17 protein-coding genes are annotated in these 15,540 nt (G+C 52.3%); 3 read left to right on the forward strand and 14 right to left on the reverse strand.

Translation table 11 applies throughout. The features are described 5' to 3' along the window. Nucleotides 1–13: 13 nt before the first annotated feature. Both cydB and THEAM_RS02550 read left to right on the forward strand, forming a co-directional pair. Nucleotides 14–1,213 carry a cytochrome d ubiquinol oxidase subunit II gene (cydB, locus tag THEAM_RS02545; protein WP_013537253.1) on the forward strand — a complete coding sequence of 400 codons (1,200 nt, stop codon included), beginning with the start codon at nucleotides 14–16 and terminating at the stop codon, nucleotides 1,211–1,213. Between the two features lie 134 nt (nucleotides 1,214–1,347). Further along, nucleotides 1,348–1,761, forward strand: a complete 414-nt coding sequence (locus tag THEAM_RS02550; protein ID WP_013537254.1) for a hypothetical protein — start codon at nucleotides 1,348–1,350, stop codon at nucleotides 1,759–1,761. 78 nt (nucleotides 1,762–1,839) lie between these two features. Here the strand turns inward: THEAM_RS02550 and THEAM_RS02555 are convergent, their stop codons facing one another. Genes THEAM_RS02555 through gltX form a run of 5 tightly spaced genes read right to left on the reverse strand, consistent with a single transcriptional unit; the run spans nucleotide 1,840 to nucleotide 7,584 of the window. Beyond that, on the reverse strand, nucleotides 1,840–3,462 hold the full coding sequence (locus THEAM_RS02555) for an Rqc2 family fibronectin-binding protein (protein ID WP_013537256.1): 1,623 nt from the start codon (nucleotides 3,460–3,462) through the stop codon (nucleotides 1,840–1,842). Further along, nucleotides 3,462–4,886 (reverse strand): hypothetical protein, encoded by a 1,425-nt coding sequence (locus THEAM_RS02560; protein WP_013537257.1) that lies wholly within the window; start codon nucleotides 4,884–4,886, stop codon nucleotides 3,462–3,464. Before THEAM_RS02560 ends, THEAM_RS02555 begins: the two co-directional genes overlap by 1 nt. Next, the gene (hfq, locus tag THEAM_RS02565) at nucleotides 4,879–5,115 is read right to left on the reverse strand and encodes an RNA chaperone Hfq (RefSeq protein ID WP_013537258.1); all 237 of its coding nucleotides are present in this window, start codon (nucleotides 5,113–5,115) and stop codon (nucleotides 4,879–4,881) included. The genes THEAM_RS02560 and hfq overlap by 8 nt, the downstream gene beginning before the upstream one ends. Before the next feature lie 45 nt (nucleotides 5,116–5,160). After that, nucleotides 5,161–6,084, reverse strand: a complete 924-nt coding sequence (gene miaA, locus THEAM_RS02570) for a tRNA (adenosine(37)-N6)-dimethylallyltransferase MiaA (RefSeq protein WP_013537259.1) — start codon at nucleotides 6,082–6,084, stop codon at nucleotides 5,161–5,163. A gap of 45 nt (nucleotides 6,085–6,129) precedes the next feature. Then, the gene (gene gltX / locus THEAM_RS02575; protein ID WP_013537260.1) at nucleotides 6,130–7,584 is read right to left on the reverse strand and encodes a glutamate--tRNA ligase; all 1,455 of its coding nucleotides are present in this window, start codon (nucleotides 7,582–7,584) and stop codon (nucleotides 6,130–6,132) included. A 54-nt stretch (nucleotides 7,585–7,638) separates the two neighbouring features. On the opposite strand from gltX, the gene THEAM_RS02580 reads away from it, so the two are divergent. After that, on the forward strand, nucleotides 7,639–7,917 hold the full coding sequence (locus tag THEAM_RS02580; RefSeq protein ID WP_013537261.1) for an EscU/YscU/HrcU family type III secretion system export apparatus switch protein: 279 nt from the start codon (nucleotides 7,639–7,641) through the stop codon (nucleotides 7,915–7,917). On the opposite strand, the gene THEAM_RS02585 is transcribed toward THEAM_RS02580, so the two are convergent. The 9 genes from THEAM_RS02585 to THEAM_RS02625 form a co-directional block, all read right to left on the reverse strand. Beyond that, the gene (locus tag THEAM_RS02585) at nucleotides 7,895–8,167 is read right to left on the reverse strand and encodes a flagellar biosynthesis anti-sigma factor FlgM (protein ID WP_013537262.1); all 273 of its coding nucleotides are present in this window, start codon (nucleotides 8,165–8,167) and stop codon (nucleotides 7,895–7,897) included. The genes THEAM_RS02580 and THEAM_RS02585 overlap by 23 nt on opposite strands. Nucleotides 8,168–8,258: 91 nt before the next feature. Next, on the reverse strand, nucleotides 8,259–8,981 hold the full coding sequence (locus THEAM_RS02590; RefSeq protein ID WP_013537263.1) for a uroporphyrinogen-III synthase: 723 nt from the start codon (nucleotides 8,979–8,981) through the stop codon (nucleotides 8,259–8,261). Beyond that, nucleotides 8,972–9,907 carry a hydroxymethylbilane synthase gene (gene hemC, locus THEAM_RS02595; RefSeq protein WP_013537264.1) on the reverse strand — a complete coding sequence of 312 codons (936 nt, stop codon included), beginning with the start codon at nucleotides 9,905–9,907 and terminating at the stop codon, nucleotides 8,972–8,974. Before hemC ends, THEAM_RS02590 begins: the two co-directional genes overlap by 10 nt. 3 nt (nucleotides 9,908–9,910) lie before the next feature. After that, nucleotides 9,911–11,182 (reverse strand): glutamyl-tRNA reductase, encoded by a 1,272-nt coding sequence (hemA, locus tag THEAM_RS02600; RefSeq protein ID WP_013537265.1) that lies wholly within the window; start codon nucleotides 11,180–11,182, stop codon nucleotides 9,911–9,913. A 2-nt stretch (nucleotides 11,183–11,184) separates the two neighbouring features. After that, nucleotides 11,185–12,003, reverse strand: a complete 819-nt coding sequence (locus tag THEAM_RS02605; RefSeq protein WP_013537266.1) for a cytochrome C assembly family protein — start codon at nucleotides 12,001–12,003, stop codon at nucleotides 11,185–11,187. A gap of 8 nt (nucleotides 12,004–12,011) precedes the next feature. Then, a complete protein-coding gene (gene aroD / locus THEAM_RS02610; RefSeq protein WP_013537267.1) occupies nucleotides 12,012–12,761 on the reverse strand; it encodes a type I 3-dehydroquinate dehydratase in 750 nt (249 codons plus the stop codon). Between the two features lies 1 nt (nucleotide 12,762). Beyond that, entirely contained in the window at nucleotides 12,763–13,107 is a 345-nt protein-coding gene (locus THEAM_RS02615) for a DUF190 domain-containing protein (RefSeq protein WP_013537268.1), read from the reverse strand. Continuing rightward, a complete protein-coding gene (gene pilB, locus THEAM_RS02620; protein ID WP_013537269.1) occupies nucleotides 13,107–14,813 on the reverse strand; it encodes a type IV-A pilus assembly ATPase PilB in 1,707 nt (568 codons plus the stop codon). Before pilB ends, THEAM_RS02615 begins: the two co-directional genes overlap by 1 nt. Nucleotides 14,814–14,825: 12 nt before the next feature. Next, nucleotides 14,826–15,479, reverse strand: a complete 654-nt coding sequence (locus THEAM_RS02625; protein ID WP_013537270.1) for a hypothetical protein — start codon at nucleotides 15,477–15,479, stop codon at nucleotides 14,826–14,828. Nucleotides 15,480–15,540 lie beyond the last annotated feature (61 nt).

Genomic DNA, 15,540 nt, shown 5'->3' on the forward strand with positions numbered 1-15,540 from the left:
GAGGAGGTGGGTTATGCACTTTGACTTGCAGACTATCTGGGCGATTCTGGTTACGATACTGGTCGCCGGTTACGTTGTTACAGACGGTTTTGACCTGGGGGTGGGTATTCTTCACCCCTTCGTTGCCAAAACCGATATAGAGAGAAGGGTTAACATCAACGCAATCGGTCCCGTTTGGGACGGTAACGAGGTTTGGTTCATCACTGCCGGTGGTGCGGCCTTTGCCGCTTTCCCCGAGCTCTACGCTGCTCTGTTTAGCTCCCTTTACATTGCCCTCTTTGTGGTTCTCCTTGCCCTTATCTACAGGGCGGTCTCCTTTGAGTTCAGGAGTAAGGAGGAGAGCGAGGGCTGGAGGAAGTTCTGGGACCAGAGCATCTTCTGGTCTTCTTTAATCGTTGCCCTTCTTATAGGTGTTGCCATCGGTAACATCCTTGCAGGTCTTCCGATTATCAACTCTCATATTAAGGGAGACATCCTTCACGGCTTTGTCTACGCCGAGAAGTTTCCCATGAGCTTCATCAACCTGGTTAACCCCTTCGTATTCCACGGCCTCTTCGGTCTTCTCGTTGGTGTGACAACCGTTCTTTTCATCATCATGCACGGTGTTTCCTGGCTTCTGTGGAAAACCGAAGGCTCCATCGCCGAGAGGGCAAGGAGCATCGGTCTTAAGGTTTGGCTGCCCTTCGTGATTATGTACGTTATCTGTACAGGTCTTGCCTACACAATCTCCTTTAAGGTTAAGAACCCCGAGCTTGCCAAGAAGTACCTTGAGCTTCCGCCCGATATGTTCCAGCAGATAGCCTCTATGCTCGACTCTAACGGTGTTCTCCACCACGCTCTCTTCAGGTTCCCCGTTATCGAGATAGCTCTCATAGTTCTTGCCGCCCTCTGTGCGGTAGGCTGGCTCATTGCCGTTAAGAACGCCAACGGTGCATCTGCCTTCCTCTTCTCTACTCTCACGTTCCTCTTTGCTGGCTTTGCCGTAATGTTTGGTGCCTACCCGCTTGCAGTGCCTTCCAGCATTGCCCTTGAGCACTCCATTACCATCTACAACGGTGCCTCCAGCCACCTGACCCTTACGGTTATGTTGATTGCTGCGATTATCTTCACTCCCATCGTTATCGCTTACCAGGCATGGGTTTACAAGATGTTCCTCTTCAAAATCTCCCCCGAGTCTATTAAGAGGGAGATTGAAGAGGCCGCAGAACACTAAGGAGGTGGAGTATGTGGCTTATCATATCTTTCATCTGGTGGGTGGCCGTAGCGTGGTTGACCTATACCTTGGCGAAGTCTAAGTTTGAAGGAGGAGGGGCTTAATCCCCCTCCTACCTTTTAAGGGGAGCCGTTATGGGCGCTTTTGTGGGTCTGAAGGAAAGGTTCTTGGCGGAAAAGAGGGAACTCCTCAGCAGGGTCCGTAAGCTCTACAGGGATACGGGCAGCTGGGAAGAGGTTGAGAAACTCCTAAAAGAGGAGTTTAAGGAGGAGCTTAGCTTCTTCAGACCCAACCTTTTTACCTACTTTCTGTTTATCGGAGGCTCCCTGATACTGCCGCTGCTTTACATGTGGAAGGTGGCCTTTGAGCCGGGTACAACGGCCCACTTTATAGCCAGGCTGCTATTTGTTATAGCGGCTATGTTTGCTCTTAAGGGAATTGTCGGCCATTACGTTGTTGTGTTCCTTAACAGGGACCGCTTTGAGGCCGAGCTTAAAGCTCTGAAAGCTTCTTTGGAAGGAGGGAAAAATGGAGAACAGCCTAATTAAGAAACTCATGTTCTACGGGGTGTTCGGTATATACATCCTCATAGTTCTTATCACTTCTTTCGTAATCGTTACAAGCCACTAATTGCGGCCCCCTTCGGGGGCTTTCCCCTTTAGAACCTCCCTTTCGAACTTCTCCGGAGTTACGGTAACCGTTGTTTCGTTTTTGTAGGTAACGAATCCCTTTCTTGTTCCCGGCGGTTTTCTGACGTACTTTACCTTTGTAAAGTCCACCTTAACTTTGCCCGATTCCCTACCTTTGCTGAAGTATGCCGCTGCGGAGGCTGCGGTTAGAAGCTCTTCCTCCGAAGGCTCTTTTCCCCTTTCAACTTTTAGAATAACGTGGGAGCCCGGAACCTCCCTTGCGTGGAACCAGTAGTCGTGGGGGGAGGCGAGCCTCAGCAGTAGCTCGTTGCCGCTGCTGTTTTTGCCGACGAGCAGCTTCCTGCCCGAAGGTAGGGTATATGCGGCTATGGGTAGCCCTTTGCTACTCTTTTCTTTTTGGGGCTGTTCAAGGAGCAGTAGCTCCTCTCTGTTTTCTGCTTTCTCTACCCTCTCTTTGAGTAGGCTTACAAGGAGGAGCTCCGTTTTGAGCTTCTGAGCCGTTTCCTTTGCCCTTTGGAGCTTCCTGGAGAGTTTCCTGTACTTTTTGAAGTAGTTTTCAAGGTTCTGCCTCGGGCTCAGGGCCGGGTCGAGTTCAACTGTTACCGTTTCTCCGGTTTCGTAGTCTGTTACGTGGGCTTTCCGGCTTCCCGGCTTTACAAGGTGGAGGTTGTACTTTAGTAGCTCGCCCAGTTTTTTTGCCTTTAGTGCTTCTGCCTCTATTTTCTCCGGGTTTTCATACTCCCGCAGCTCTTCTCTGAGCGCTTTCTCCCTTTTGGCAAGCCTTTTCAGGATTTCCCGCTTTAGGTTCTCGAGTTCCCTCTCCTCTACTGCCTCTTCGAAGAAGGTTCTCCAGCAGTCGCTATAGGGATTATGGCCCGAAAACTCCTTAAACGGCAGCCCTTCGAGTGAGCCGTACCGGAAGGTTGTCATGAACTTGGGTTTGCCGTTTTGGTAGTAGAGGTAGCTCTTGTCGCTTTTTGCGTGCTTTTCCATAAAGGTGGCGTAGGCTACTGTCAGCTTTTTTGTCTCTTTGAAGATGTGGGCAATCTCCTTTGCGTTAAGGGGTGAAAGGCCTGCAACGAACTTGTAGAGCTTCTTCTCCACCCCTTTGGGGGTAACCTCTCCGAACTTCAGCTCCTCAAAGGGCTTTTTATCGTTGGGGGGGAGCTGGTAGAGCTCTCCCGGTTTGAGTGGGCGGACGCTGCTTTTAACTTCCTTGAGCTGGTAGATAATTCTCCTCTCCCCGTTCAGAACGAAGAAGTTGGCGTTTTTCCCCGTGAGCTCTATAACCAGGTAGCTGACTGTGGGCTGCCCCGACAGAGAGAGTTTAACCAGCTCGATTTCCAGCACCCGGTCTGTTGTTGGGAGGTTTACGCTTTTGATGAAGCTCCCCTCTACCGGGAGCTTTCTGGTTCCCCTTTTGGCTTTGGGTTCTTCAGATACAAAGGCTGCGTTCGGGTTCCCAAAGTACAGGTTCAGCCAGAGCTTCCCCACCCCTACGGAAACCAGGTTCCCCTCTACCCTTACCTCTCTGATTTTCCCCTTCCGCAGGAGCCTGTTGAGCTCCCCGGAGAGCTTCTCTATGAAGAGGTAGTCCATCAGACCGCCTCGGGCTCTACTGCGGCGTAGGGCAGAACGAGCTTTGCGTTTCCGTAGAGGGCCCTTGCGGCCGTTCCGGCGTAGTTCCCTTTCAGCCTAATAAAGGGTTTACGGAGCTCTGGGTTTTCAGAGAAGGTCCTGTGAACGGCTCCTAATGGAAGGGAGAGTTTCCGGAGGGCCTCCTCGTACTCCCTCTCGGCAGCCCTTTTGGCCTCAAAGAGCTTCATCTGTATTCGGCTTTTAACGTTGACTTCGCCGTCTCCGGAGGTTTCAACGGATATGAATATTGAATCGGGAAGGTCGGAAAGCACCTTGGCCTGGGCCCCGTCGCTCTGGGTAGAGGGCATGCACCCGAACGGCTTAACCGAAACAACCATGTGGGTCTTTCTCTTCTTAACGTTGTAGATATGCTTTGCAACCTCAAGGTGCCCTTCGCCGCCAACTACGAAGTAGTCGAAGTAGGGCTTTGCAAGCTCGGCGAGCTCCCTTTGGGAGGGAAGCTCCTTCGGCCTGTTATCGAAGGCCGACCTGAAGAGGTTGTAGAGTCCTCTAAAGGTTTTCGCCATTGCCCTTACGGCCAGGAGCTTTTTCACCCTTTCAACGGAGAACCCTTTAACTTTAAGGTCCCTCTTGAGCTTCTCCTCCTCTATGAAGAGCTGGTAGTCTATCCATCCCGCTATTGGTTCGGGCCTTACCTCGGCTCCTTCCTCTTCGAGCCACCGGTGGAGTCTGTAGTTTCCGTCTCCTTCCGTTGTGTGGGCCCAGAACTCCCCTATTACGCTTACCACCGGTTTAACCCTGGTGTAGTCGAACTCGAGCCTCTCCAGCCGGGAACGGAACCCTTTGAAGAGCCTGAGCATCTCCTTTACGCCGGCTCTTCTCTTTAGGGCTTCGTAGAGTTCCCAAGAGAAGCTATCAATCTCTGAATCTACGCTGCCCTTTGCGGTTTCGTACGGTCTGAGCTGATATCCCAAGTCTCTGATTATGTCTGCCGCCCAAACGGCCTTTACCATGTGCCAGATGAGCTTGGGCGTCAGCTCAAACTCCCCTTCCGACGACAGGTCACTCTGGTTGAGAATGGCCACCTTAAAGTTGGGGAAGCCCGCCTCTTTCAGGGCGTGCCTGTACTCGGTTTCGTACATTCCGAACCTGCACGGCCCGCACGCCCCTACCGTTACAAAGAGGTACTCATCTTCGGGGTTTACCCCCCTTTCCTTCTCCTCAAGGAGGAACTTGATTAAGTTGCCCACAGTGTAGTAGGTAGGATTGCACATTCCCCTGTTGCAGAACTCCCTACCCACTGCAAGTGAGCGGTTGTCGGGAGTCGGCAGAAATTTGGCCTTGTAGCCGAAAGCCTCTACCGCTCCCTTCAGGAAGAGCTCGTGGAGGGGGGTAAGGCCGCCGAAGAGGATGGTTTTAGCCATTATCGCTCTCCTGCTGTTCTGTAAAGAGGTTCTTAACAGGCCTTGAGGGCACTATTGTCGCTATTGAGTGTTTATAGACCAGCTGTTGGGTTCCGCCGTTCTCTAAAAGGAGCGTGAACTGGTCGAAAAAGGTTATAACTCCCTGAAGCCGCGTTCCCTTCACTAAGAATACGTTTACCGGAATTCGCTCCTTCCTCAGCCTGTTGAGGTAGGTGTCCTGCAGGTTCATCTCTTGCCTCCCTTTTCAGCCCCAAGTTTAAAAATTAATATATGACTATACTTCGCTGTTTGTGTCAACTTTCTTAAGCTCCCGTTTGATGATTTCTAAAAGCTCCTCTTCGGAGATTTCGGAGAGGTTTACCCACTTGAACCCCTTTTCCTTCCTGAACCAGGTGAACTGGCGCTTGGCAAACTCCTTGGTCCTGCGTTTAAGGAGCCTTTTTGCCTCTTCAAGGGAGGCTTTCCCCTGCAGGAACCCTGCCATCTCTTTATAGCCAAGGGCCTGAAGGGCCGTTAAGTCCTCGCCGAGGGAGAGGAGCCACTTTGCCTCCTCTAAGAGCCCCCTCCTTACCTGGTCTTCAACTCTGTTCTCTATGCGTTTGTAGAGCTCATCTCTGTTCCTGAATAGGAAGTAGCCTAAGAACGGATACCTGGGGGTGTCGCTCCACTGTTTGAAGGCCGTTATCGGTTTGCCTGTGAGCCTAAAAACCTCAACGGCCCTTATGAGCCTTTTCCTGTCGTTGGGACCCACTTTCTCGGCGTACTCGGGACAGACTTTGAGGGCCTCTTTAAAGAGCTCCTCCGTGGGGACTCTTTTCAGCTCCTCCCTCAGGGCGGGGTCGGAGGGGGGAGTTTGGGGAAGGCCGTAAAGTAGTGCCTTTATGTAGAGGCCGGTTCCTCCCACAACTATCGGGTATTTTCCCCTCTTCCAAATCTCCTCTACTGCCCGGTCGGCCTCCCTTACAAAGTCGGCCACCGAGAACTTCTCGGTAGGCTCTACAACGTCTATGAGGTGGTGGGGAATCTCCTCCCTTACCGCTTTGGAGACTTTGTCGGTTCCTACGTCGAGCCCCTTGTAAACCTGCATGGAGTCGGCAGAGATTACCTCTCCTCCCACTTCCCTTGCCAGTTTGAGGGAGAAGTCGGTTTTTCCCGTTGCCGTTGGTCCTGTTATTACTATCAAGGGTTTTTTCTTCATCTCTTCCCGGTTTCGGTTGGTTGGGCGGGACCTCTGTCCGGCCTTTTATTTAAGCTGCGAGAGGCTGTTTTCGAGCCTTCTGAGGACTCTCTCTTTCCCCAGTAGCTCTACGAGGACCGGAAGCTCAACTCCGCTTGTTCTTCCCGTTAGGCCGATTCTTACCGGCATAAAAAGGTTCTTACCCTTAACGCCGAGCTCTTTCCCTATTTCTTTAACCAGTTTCTTGAAGGTTTCCGACGTTAGTTCTTCTTGGAGCTCTTTCACTTTTTCGTAGAAGAGCTCAATAACTCTGAGTCTATCGGGGCTCTCCTCTATGAACTTTTTGGCCTCCGGTTCAACTTCAAATTGGTCCTTGAGGAACACCTCCATGTACTCGGGGGCGTCGGCAAGGACCGTGAAGTACTCCCTGGTTACCTCCACTACCTTCTGGAGCCACTGTTTGTCGAACTCCGACAGGTTAAAGCCTGCCTTTTCGAGGTAGGGAATCACGAGTTCTGTGAGCTTCTCTATCGGGTAGTTCCTTATGTAGACCTGGTTCATCCAGTTGAGCTTTGTGGTGTCGAACACGGCGGGAGCGCTGTTAACGTCTTTTATGTCGAACCGCTCTATCAGCTCCTCCATGGAGAGTATTTCTTTGCCGTCTTTGGGGTACCAGCCCAGCAGCGCAAGGAAGTTCGTAAAGGCTTCTGGTAGGTAGCCTTTCTCTCTAAACTCCTTTACCGAGGTTGAGCCGTGTCTCTTTGAGAGTTTGCTCCTGTCGCTTCCCAGTATCATCGGCAGGTGGGCAAACTGAGGAGCTTCAAACCCGAGGGCCTCGTAGAGAAGCAGTTGCTTGGGTGTGTTTGATATGTGGTCCTCTCCCCTTATAACGTGGGTAATTTTCATCAGGGCGTCGTCTACAACCACCACAAAGTTGTAAACGGGCATTCCGTTGGAGCGAACGATTACAAAGTCCCCTCCCAGCTGCCTGCTGTTTATCTCGATTTCCCCTTTAACGAGGTCTTTAAACTTTACTACCCTGTCTTCGGGGACTTTGAACCTTAAAACGGGCTTTCTCCCCTCGGCTCTCAGCTTCTCCTTCTCGGCTTCGGTAAGGTGGCGGCACTTCCCCGTGTAGCGGGGCGGCTCTCCCCTCTCCAGCTGCTCTTTCCTCATTTGCTCAAGCTCTTCCTGGGTGCAGTAGCACTCGTAAACGAGCCCTTTCTCCTTCAGCTTCTCTATGAACTCTTTGTAGATGTTGAGCCTTTCGGACTGCCTGTAGGGGCCGTACGGGCCGCCTCTGTCGGGGCCTTCGTCCCAGTCGAGGCCCATCCACTTCAGGGCTTCGTAGATTACTTTAACGGCCTCTTCGCTGTGCCTTTCCGTGTCTGTGTCCTCTATTCTGAGGATAAATGTGCCGTTGTTGTGCCTTGCAAACAGGTAGTTAAAAAGGGCCGTCCTTGCGTTCCCTACGTGCATGAAGCCGGTTGGGCTCGGTGCAAACCTCACTCTGACGCTCATTCTCCAACCTCCAGCTTTTGTGGCCTCTATTTTAAACTTGATAAACTTAAAACGATGGAGAGGAAGAAGGCGGCCGCTTTAAAGTACGAAAGGGGTAAGATGCGCGCCCCCAGGGTTGTTGCAAAGGGCGAGGGGGTTGTTGCCGAAAAGATTGTAGAGATTGCCAGGCGAAGCGGCGTTCCCGTTCTTCAGAACAGGGGGCTTGTGGAGTTCCTCCTGCAGGTTGACCTGGGAGCGGAGATTCCTCCGGAGCTCTACAGGGCGGTGGCCGAGCTCCTTGCCTACGTTTATAGGGTTACGGGGAAGGGCCCTAAAGGCCGAGAAGCTCCTTAACGATTGCTTCGGAGATGGCCTCGGGCTTTATCGGATACCTGCCCTCTGCAATTGCCCGCTTTATGGCCTCTACCTTCTCCTTGGACACGGGCTCAGGCTTGAGGCCCGATATCTCTGCCGTTATCTCAACGGAGACTTCAACTTCGGAGCTTTCGGAAGCTCCGGCCCTCTTTACCTTGCCGGAGCGCACGCTTGAGCTCTTTCCGGCAAGGAGCTTCATCAGTTCGGAAGAGAGGCTCTCTATCCTCAAGTTAAACCCCTCCTAAGGTTCGTTAACTATTATCGGCAGTTTCCACGGCCCTTTGAGGCGGGTAATATTATCGTTAATGTAGGAATTTTGTTTAGCGGTGCAACTGCTTAAGCAGGCGGTTTACTATCCCCTCTACTGTGTACTCCCGAGGCGGCTCAAGGGGTTTGAACCCGGCCTTCTCTATGGCCTTTTGGGTAACGTGGCCTATAGGCAGAAGCTTAACCCCCTTAAGGAGTTCTTCTCTTCCCGTTACGGAGAGGAAGGCCTTAAAGTTGGAAGGGCTTGTAAAGGCTGCGTAGTCCACCTTTTTCTCGAAGAACCTTTCCAGCTCTTCCTTAACTTCCCGGCGGGGAAGGGTTTCGTAAACGACCGCTTCGAGTAGCTCTGCCCCCTGTGCCTCTAAGAAATCCTGGACCACGCTTCTTGCCTTCTTGGGCCTTACTATAAGGACTTTTTTCCCTTTTACGCTCAGTTCCTTTAGAAGCTCTACTACCCCTTCGCCGCTGAAGTTCTCGGGAACAAGGGGAGAGAAGCCGAGCTCCTCTAAGGCTTTTGCCGTTGCAGAGCCTACGGCAACTACCGTAACTCCCTCAAGTTCCCGGGGGTCAACTCTTGTGAAAAAGTGTTTTACGCCGTTTTTGCTTGAGAAAACGGCAATATCTGGTGAAAAGGCGGTAACTTCCTCTGGTTTAAACTCAAGGGGAACGGTTTTTATCAGGGGAGTGGCGAGGAACTCCACTCCCTCGCTGCTGAGCCTTTCGGCAAGGTGGGGCGGAAGCTCCTTAGAGATGAAAAGGCGCGCTTTTACTGGCATTTCAGAAGCTCTTCCAGTATCGTTTTACCGCCGGCAGAGAGCAGTCTCTCTGCAACGGCCACCCCTATGGAGTCTGCCTCCCTCAGGTCTTTAAACCTGAAAACCCCCTCCTCTTTGTGGTAAAACCTGCCGTTGAGGTCGGAGATAAAGGCCCTTACAAGGATTCTGTCCTCGTTAACAACTGCGTAGCAGCCCAGAGGAACCTGACATCCTCCCTCAACCGTCCTCAAAAAGGCCCTCTCCACCGTTGCGGCAACTTCAGACTCGTAAGAGTTAACGGCTTCCCTCACTATCCTCTCAACCTCGCTGTCTCCTTCCCTGCCTTCTATTCCCAGTATGCCCTGACACACCGAGGGAATCATCCTCTCGGGTGAGAGGATTTCGTCTATCTCCTCCTCCCAGCCCAGCCTTTTAACTCCTGCGGCTGCAAGGATTATTGCGTCATACTGACCCTCTTTGAGCTTCCTTATCCGTGTATCCACGTTGCCCCTTAGGTCTTTAATCTGGAGGTCGGGCCTTAAAATCCTCAGCTGGGCCTTTCTCCTCAAGGAGCTGGTTCCTACAACGGCCCCTTCCGGAAGGGTCTCAAGGGTGTACCTGCCGCAGGAGAGAAGTGCGTCTCTGGGGTCTTCCCTGTCGGAGAAGGCAATGAGCTTCAACCCTTTGGGGAGCTTACTCGGAACGTCCTTAAGGCTGTGAACCGCAATGTCCACTTCTCCCCTGAGCATCGCCTCTTCAATCTCTTTGGTAAAGAGCCCCTTATCTCCGATTTTTGCCAGAGGAACGTCCAGAATCTTATCCCCCTTCGTTGTTATCTTTACAAGCTCAACTTCAACGTCGGGGAACTTCTTCTCTATCTGAGCCTTTACCCACTCAGACTGCCACAGGGCCAGCTTACTCTTCCTCGTGCCTATCCTTATCTTCATTCCCTACTCCTTGCTCAGTCCGAAAATCTCCCTGAATATCTGAACAACCTGGCTTGTGCTCTCCTCAACGGCCTTCTTCTTCACGTTGGTAATCGGCTGGTGGAGGAGCTTGTTTATGATTATCCTCGTTATATTGTCGACTTCCGCCTCCTGCTCCGGCGTCAGGCCAAGCTTGGGAAGCCTCTTCTCTAAAACCTCCTTCCTTATGGCCTCGGCCTTCTCTTTAAGCTCGGCTATAAGCGGGGCAACCTCAAGCTCCCTCAACCACTTTATGAAACGCTGAACGTACCCTTCAATAATCTCCTTGGCTACCTCCGCCTCCCTGAGCCTCTCTTTAATGTTTGCCTCTACAACGTGCTGCAGGTCGTCTATGTCGTAAAGGTAGAGGCCTTCGTGGTCGTTCAGGGCCGGGTCTATGTCCCTTGGGACGGCTATATCTATGAGGAACATCGGTCTGTCGGGCCTTGCCTTAAGGGCCGGGAGAACGTTTTTGGGAGTAAGCACGTATCCCGGGGCTCCCGTTGAGCTGATTACTATGTCGGCGAGCTTCAGAACCGTTTCAAGCTCTGTAAGGGGAAAGGCCTTGCCCCCGAACTCCTCTGCCAGCTTTTGGGCCTTCTCGAGGGTTCTGTTAACAACGAACACCTCCGAGGCACCGTTGGAGATGAGGTGTTTAACCGCAAGCTCTGCCATCTCGCCGGCGCCTATTATGGCAACCTTTTTGCCGTTTAAATCTCCGAATATCTTCTTGGCGAGCTCAACGGCGGCAAAACTTATCGAAACGGCGTTCCTTGAGATTCCCGTCTCGGTCCTTACCCTCTTCGAGACCTTCAGGGCCGTTTCGCAGAACCTACACAGAACCGTGCCTACGGTTCCCAGCTCTTTTGCTGTGTAGAAGGCGTCTTTAAACTGGCCTACTATCTGGGGCTCGCCGACAATCATGGAATCGAGGCTGGAAGCAACGTAGAACCCGTGCCTTACGGCGTCTTGGTCGCTTTTGCGGTAGAAGAACTTTGTTATCTCCTCTACCGAAGCCCCTTTATGGGCAACGAGGAACTCTATCACCCCTTTAAAAGGGGTCTGTGAGCGGGTTGTGAAGTATATCTCCACCCTGTTGCAGGTTGATAGTATGAAACACTCGTCAACGTCGGGAAGGGCGTTGAGCCTCAGAAGGGCGTTTTCGAGTTCCTCCCCCTTAAACGAGAACTTCTCCCTTACGCTAACGGGAGCCGTTTTGTGACTCACCCCCAGACAGCACAGCGTCAGCTCTCCCATGGTTACCCCTTAAACGAGTGGATATCTTTAGAAGATAATAAATTTACTCCGATAAAGTTTAACATTATTACAGATAATCCTGCCAACGAGAGGTAGCAGAGCCTTTTGCCCTTCCAGTTTCCGTAGAGGTACAGGTGGATTATCCCCGCGTATACGAACCACGATATCAGCGTTGCAACCTGCTTAGGGTGCCAGCTCCAGTAGGTACCGAACAGCCTCTCCGACCAAACGGCGCCTGCAAACATCGAAACGGTTATGAACATAAAGCCGACCGTTATTGCGTGGTAAATTACCGACTCCAGCAGGTTCAGTGAGGGGAGTTTGTGGAAGAAGACCGAGAACTTCTTCTTCTTCAGGTGCCTCTCAAATATCAGGTAGATAACCGAGAGCACCGCGGCAAAGATGAACGCACTGTATCCTAAGAAGGCTGTAACTATGTGGACCATTCCAACCGTTCCCACCGGCAGAACCACCTTCGGCGTGCCCGAGGCGAGCGACGCAACTATCAGCGAAACGGTGGCCCAGGGCATGAGAAAGGCCCCAGACAGGGAGAGCCTGTGTTTTGTTGAGAAGTAGAGGAACACCGTAACTACGCTTATGCCCAAAAGCAGAAAGGCCCCTTTGGGTGTAAACAGGCTTATGGCTCCTGCCTTTACAACGAGGGCGACTACTGCTGCAAGGTTTGTGAGGAACCCTACCCGTGCCGAGTAGAGCCCGACTACCGCCAACTTCTCCTTCTGGAATATGAGGTACAGCAGGTAGTGAACCGTAGAGATAGCGTAGAGAACGGTTGTAGAGTAGATGAGAACTTCCGGGCTCATGGCTGAGATTATATCACCGGCTCCGCTTGGAGCTTCAGCTTCTCTTTTGCGTAGTCGGGGTAGAAGTCCGATATGAGCCTTACCAGCTCCTCCGCCTCTATCTGGCCCGGGGCAACGGGCCTGCCGAAAAAGGTGTAGGTGAGCAGTGAGCCGAAGCTAAAGCCCACAACTCGGGTGAACTTCCCCGCTTCCCCCATAACCATAAACACCTTGGGCTCCTTAAACTTCGAGAGCGTGCAGCATACCCTCGCCGCGTCTGCGTGGGTTTTGCCCGCGAAGGCGAGCTTAACTATGTCGGCCTGTTTTTTTAAGCACGCTTTAAACAGCTCCTCTATCTCTTCCTCTCTGGGCGTTTTCTCAAAGTCGTGGTAGGAGACTATGAGCTTCTTGCCGGCCTCTTTTGTGATTTGCCTCACCGGCTCTGTCAGCTTAGAGCGTAGCTCCACGTCTACGGCGGCGGTTGCCGGGTGGTTTACCGCAAGTTCAAGGAGCTTGAGCCTCTCCTCCTCGCTCCCTTCAAACCTTCCCCCTTCCCACACCGGCCTTAAGGTTGTTACTGCGTAAAAGCCGTAGTCTGCAACGGTATCGAGGAACTCCCTTACCGTTTCCGGCTTTACCTCCTCGAGCAGGTCGAGCCTTGCCTCTACAAGGTCTATTCTGAGCCGCCTGGCCCTTTCAAGGTTCTCTTTGAGGTTTTTACCGTTCAGGGCTACGATTACCCTCGGAATCTCTCCCAGCTTTACGGTTCCCAGCAGCATCTTACTCCCCTTTCCTGTGTCTGTAGGAGATAACCTCTACATCTTCAAGGACAACGAGTCCCTCCTCTATAACCTGGTCGAGCTTCTCAAGGAAGGGTTTTATCTTCTCCTCGGAGTCTATTATCTCTATTACCACGGGAAGGTCCTGAGCCAGCCTCCACACGGTAAAGGTTCTCAGCTCCGAGTGGGCTCCTATGCCTGCAGCCGCCTTGAAAACGGTGGCACCGGCAAGCCCTTCCTCCTTTACCATACGGAGGATATACTCCCACAGCGGTTTACCCTTGAACTTATCGTCGAGGCTTATGAAAATCCTCAGCAGCTTCCTCTTTCCCACAAGACCTTTCATCAGTAGCTCCTCGTTACCCTCAGAACTTCTTCGGGTGTTGTAACGCCCTTGGCAATTTTAATTTTGCCGATTTCCCTTAGGGTCCTCATTCCGTACTTTTTGGCTATCTCTCTTATTCTGTCTGCGTTTTCTCCCTTTACTATTGCGTCTCTGATTTCAGGAACGAGCTCCATTACCTCGTAAAGGGCCACCCTGCCTTTGTAGCCGGTGTAGTCACACTTTTCGCACCCCTTGCCCTTGTAGGTTTTTATCTTCTCTATCTCCTCGGGCGTGAAGCCCACCTCTTCGAGTACCTCTTTAGGGTACTTAAACTCCTCCTTGCAGTAGGGGCAGATTTTCCTCGCAAGCCTCTGGGCGATTACGAGAATTACCGAGGATGAAACGAGGAACGGCTCTATTCCCATATCTACGAGCCTTGTTACGGTGCTCGGGGCGTCGTTTGTGTGAAGGGTCGAGAGAACCAGGTGACCTGTAAGGGCGGCCTCAACTGCAATTTCGGCGGTTTCGGTGTCCCTGATTTCTCCGACCATTATGATGTCTGGGTCTTGCCGGAGAAAGGCCCTCAGTGCCCTTGCGAACGTGAGGCCTATTTCCGGGTTCACCTGAACCTGGTTTATGCCGTAGAGGTTGTACTCAACCGGGTCCTCTACGGTCATTATGTTGACTTCCGGTTTGTTCACCTCGAGGAGCGACGAGTAGAGGGTTGTGGTTTTACCGGAGCCCGTGGGGCCGGTTACTAAAACCATGCCGTAGGGCGAGTGTATCGCTTTTTTTAGGAGGTTGTACTCCCTCTCTTCAAAGCCCAGCTCCTCTAAGTTCAGCTTCAGGGCCCCTTTGTCCAGTATCCTTAGAACAACTTTCTCACCGTAAACGGTGGGAACCGTTGAGACCCTGAAGTCTATGTCTCTGCCCTGGAAGCGGGCCCTCATTCGGCCGTCTTGGGGCAGGCGCTTCTCTGCTATGTCGAGTCCGCTCAGGACTTTGATTCTCGCCACTACGGCGTCTTTTATGTCGGGCTGGTACTTGGCTACAACGTGGAGGACGCCGTCTATACGGTAGCGGATTCGAAGCTCCTTCTCAAAGGGCTCTATGTGGATGTCGCTTGCGCCCTTCTTGAGGGCTTCGAGTATAACTGCGTTTACCAGCTTTACAATCGGGGTTTGTGAGGCGAGGCTCTTCAGGTCGTCCAGCGACAGAACTTGCTGGGATATCTGAACCTCTTCAAGGGTCTCCTCCTTAGAGGAGCTCTCTTTCATTATCTCGCTTTTGAGCCTCGAGAAGAACTCCTCCTCGGCCTTTCCGTAAACCTCCTCCAGTTTCTCCTTTATCCTGAAGGGGAGGGCAACGAAAGGCTGTATCTTGAAGCCGGTGGTGAACCTTATCCGCTCCCTCGTTTGGACGTCGGAGGGGTCTGCCATTGCAAGCCGGAGAATCGGCCCCCTCTTTTCAAAGGGGAGTATGAGCTGTTTCTCTGCGGTTACCCTCGGAACGATTTTTACAACGTCCGGCGGGATTTCCACTTTCCTTAGGTCTACGTAGGGAACGCCGAAGAACTCGGAAAGGAGGGAGAGGAGCTTCTCCTCCGAAACAATCTTCTTCTCTATGAGCTCCTTCTCCCATTCTTTCCCCTGGAGCAGTTGTAGCGGGAGTCCCAACCTGTCTGCGATAAAGCTTTTAAGCTTGTTTTCATCTGCTCTAACCGGCATCAGATGCTCTCTTTACTGGTTGGCCTTTGCAGCCTCGGCCAGTTTGTGCAGGAGCTCGGCCGGGCTGTCAATCGGGTATTTTATCCTATCCAGAAGCTCGCCGGCTTCAACTCCTTTAATCTTAATACCCTTCAGCCGCTCCTTCAGCTCCTCTTTCAGCCCTTCATCTACGGGGAAGTCGAGCCCTTTGATGGCCTTCAGAACCAGAACGGGCCACACCAGGTTAACGTCGGGGCAGGTCTCTGCCGTCTCCATGTGCTTCTTAACGTAGTCTTCGCACACGGAGGCAACAAAGGCAACGTAGTCGTTACCCCTTTTAACTTCCCTGTAGGCGAGTTTTGCAAGCCCTCCTGCCGTGTGGACCTTTATCTCCTTGCTCTCAAGCTCCCCTTGGAGCTTCTTCATAACCAGCTCCGGGTCGGCAGAGAGCATGTTCCTAACGGTCTGCTTGGTCAGTCCGAGGAACTCGGCGATTTCGTCTTCGGTTTTCATCGCCTCTTCCCTCAGAACCACTGCATAAGAGGCCTCTATGAGGCTCGGAACCCAGGTGAGGTTTCTATACTCAAACAGCTTCCTCGGTCCGCCGAGTATCTCAAGGGCCTTCAGGAATACCCTGAGGGCAAGTGCGTCGTAGTCCACCTCCCTCGGCTCTACCTGGATGACCATCGCTCCCTCCTTAAAAAAGCTTTTTACATTACTTGCTACTTTAATTATTAACCTTACGTAA

The organism is Thermovibrio ammonificans HB-1 (assembly GCF_000185805.1).
Taxonomy (GTDB): Bacteria; Aquificota; Aquificia; order Desulfurobacteriales; family Desulfurobacteriaceae; genus Thermovibrio; species Thermovibrio ammonificans.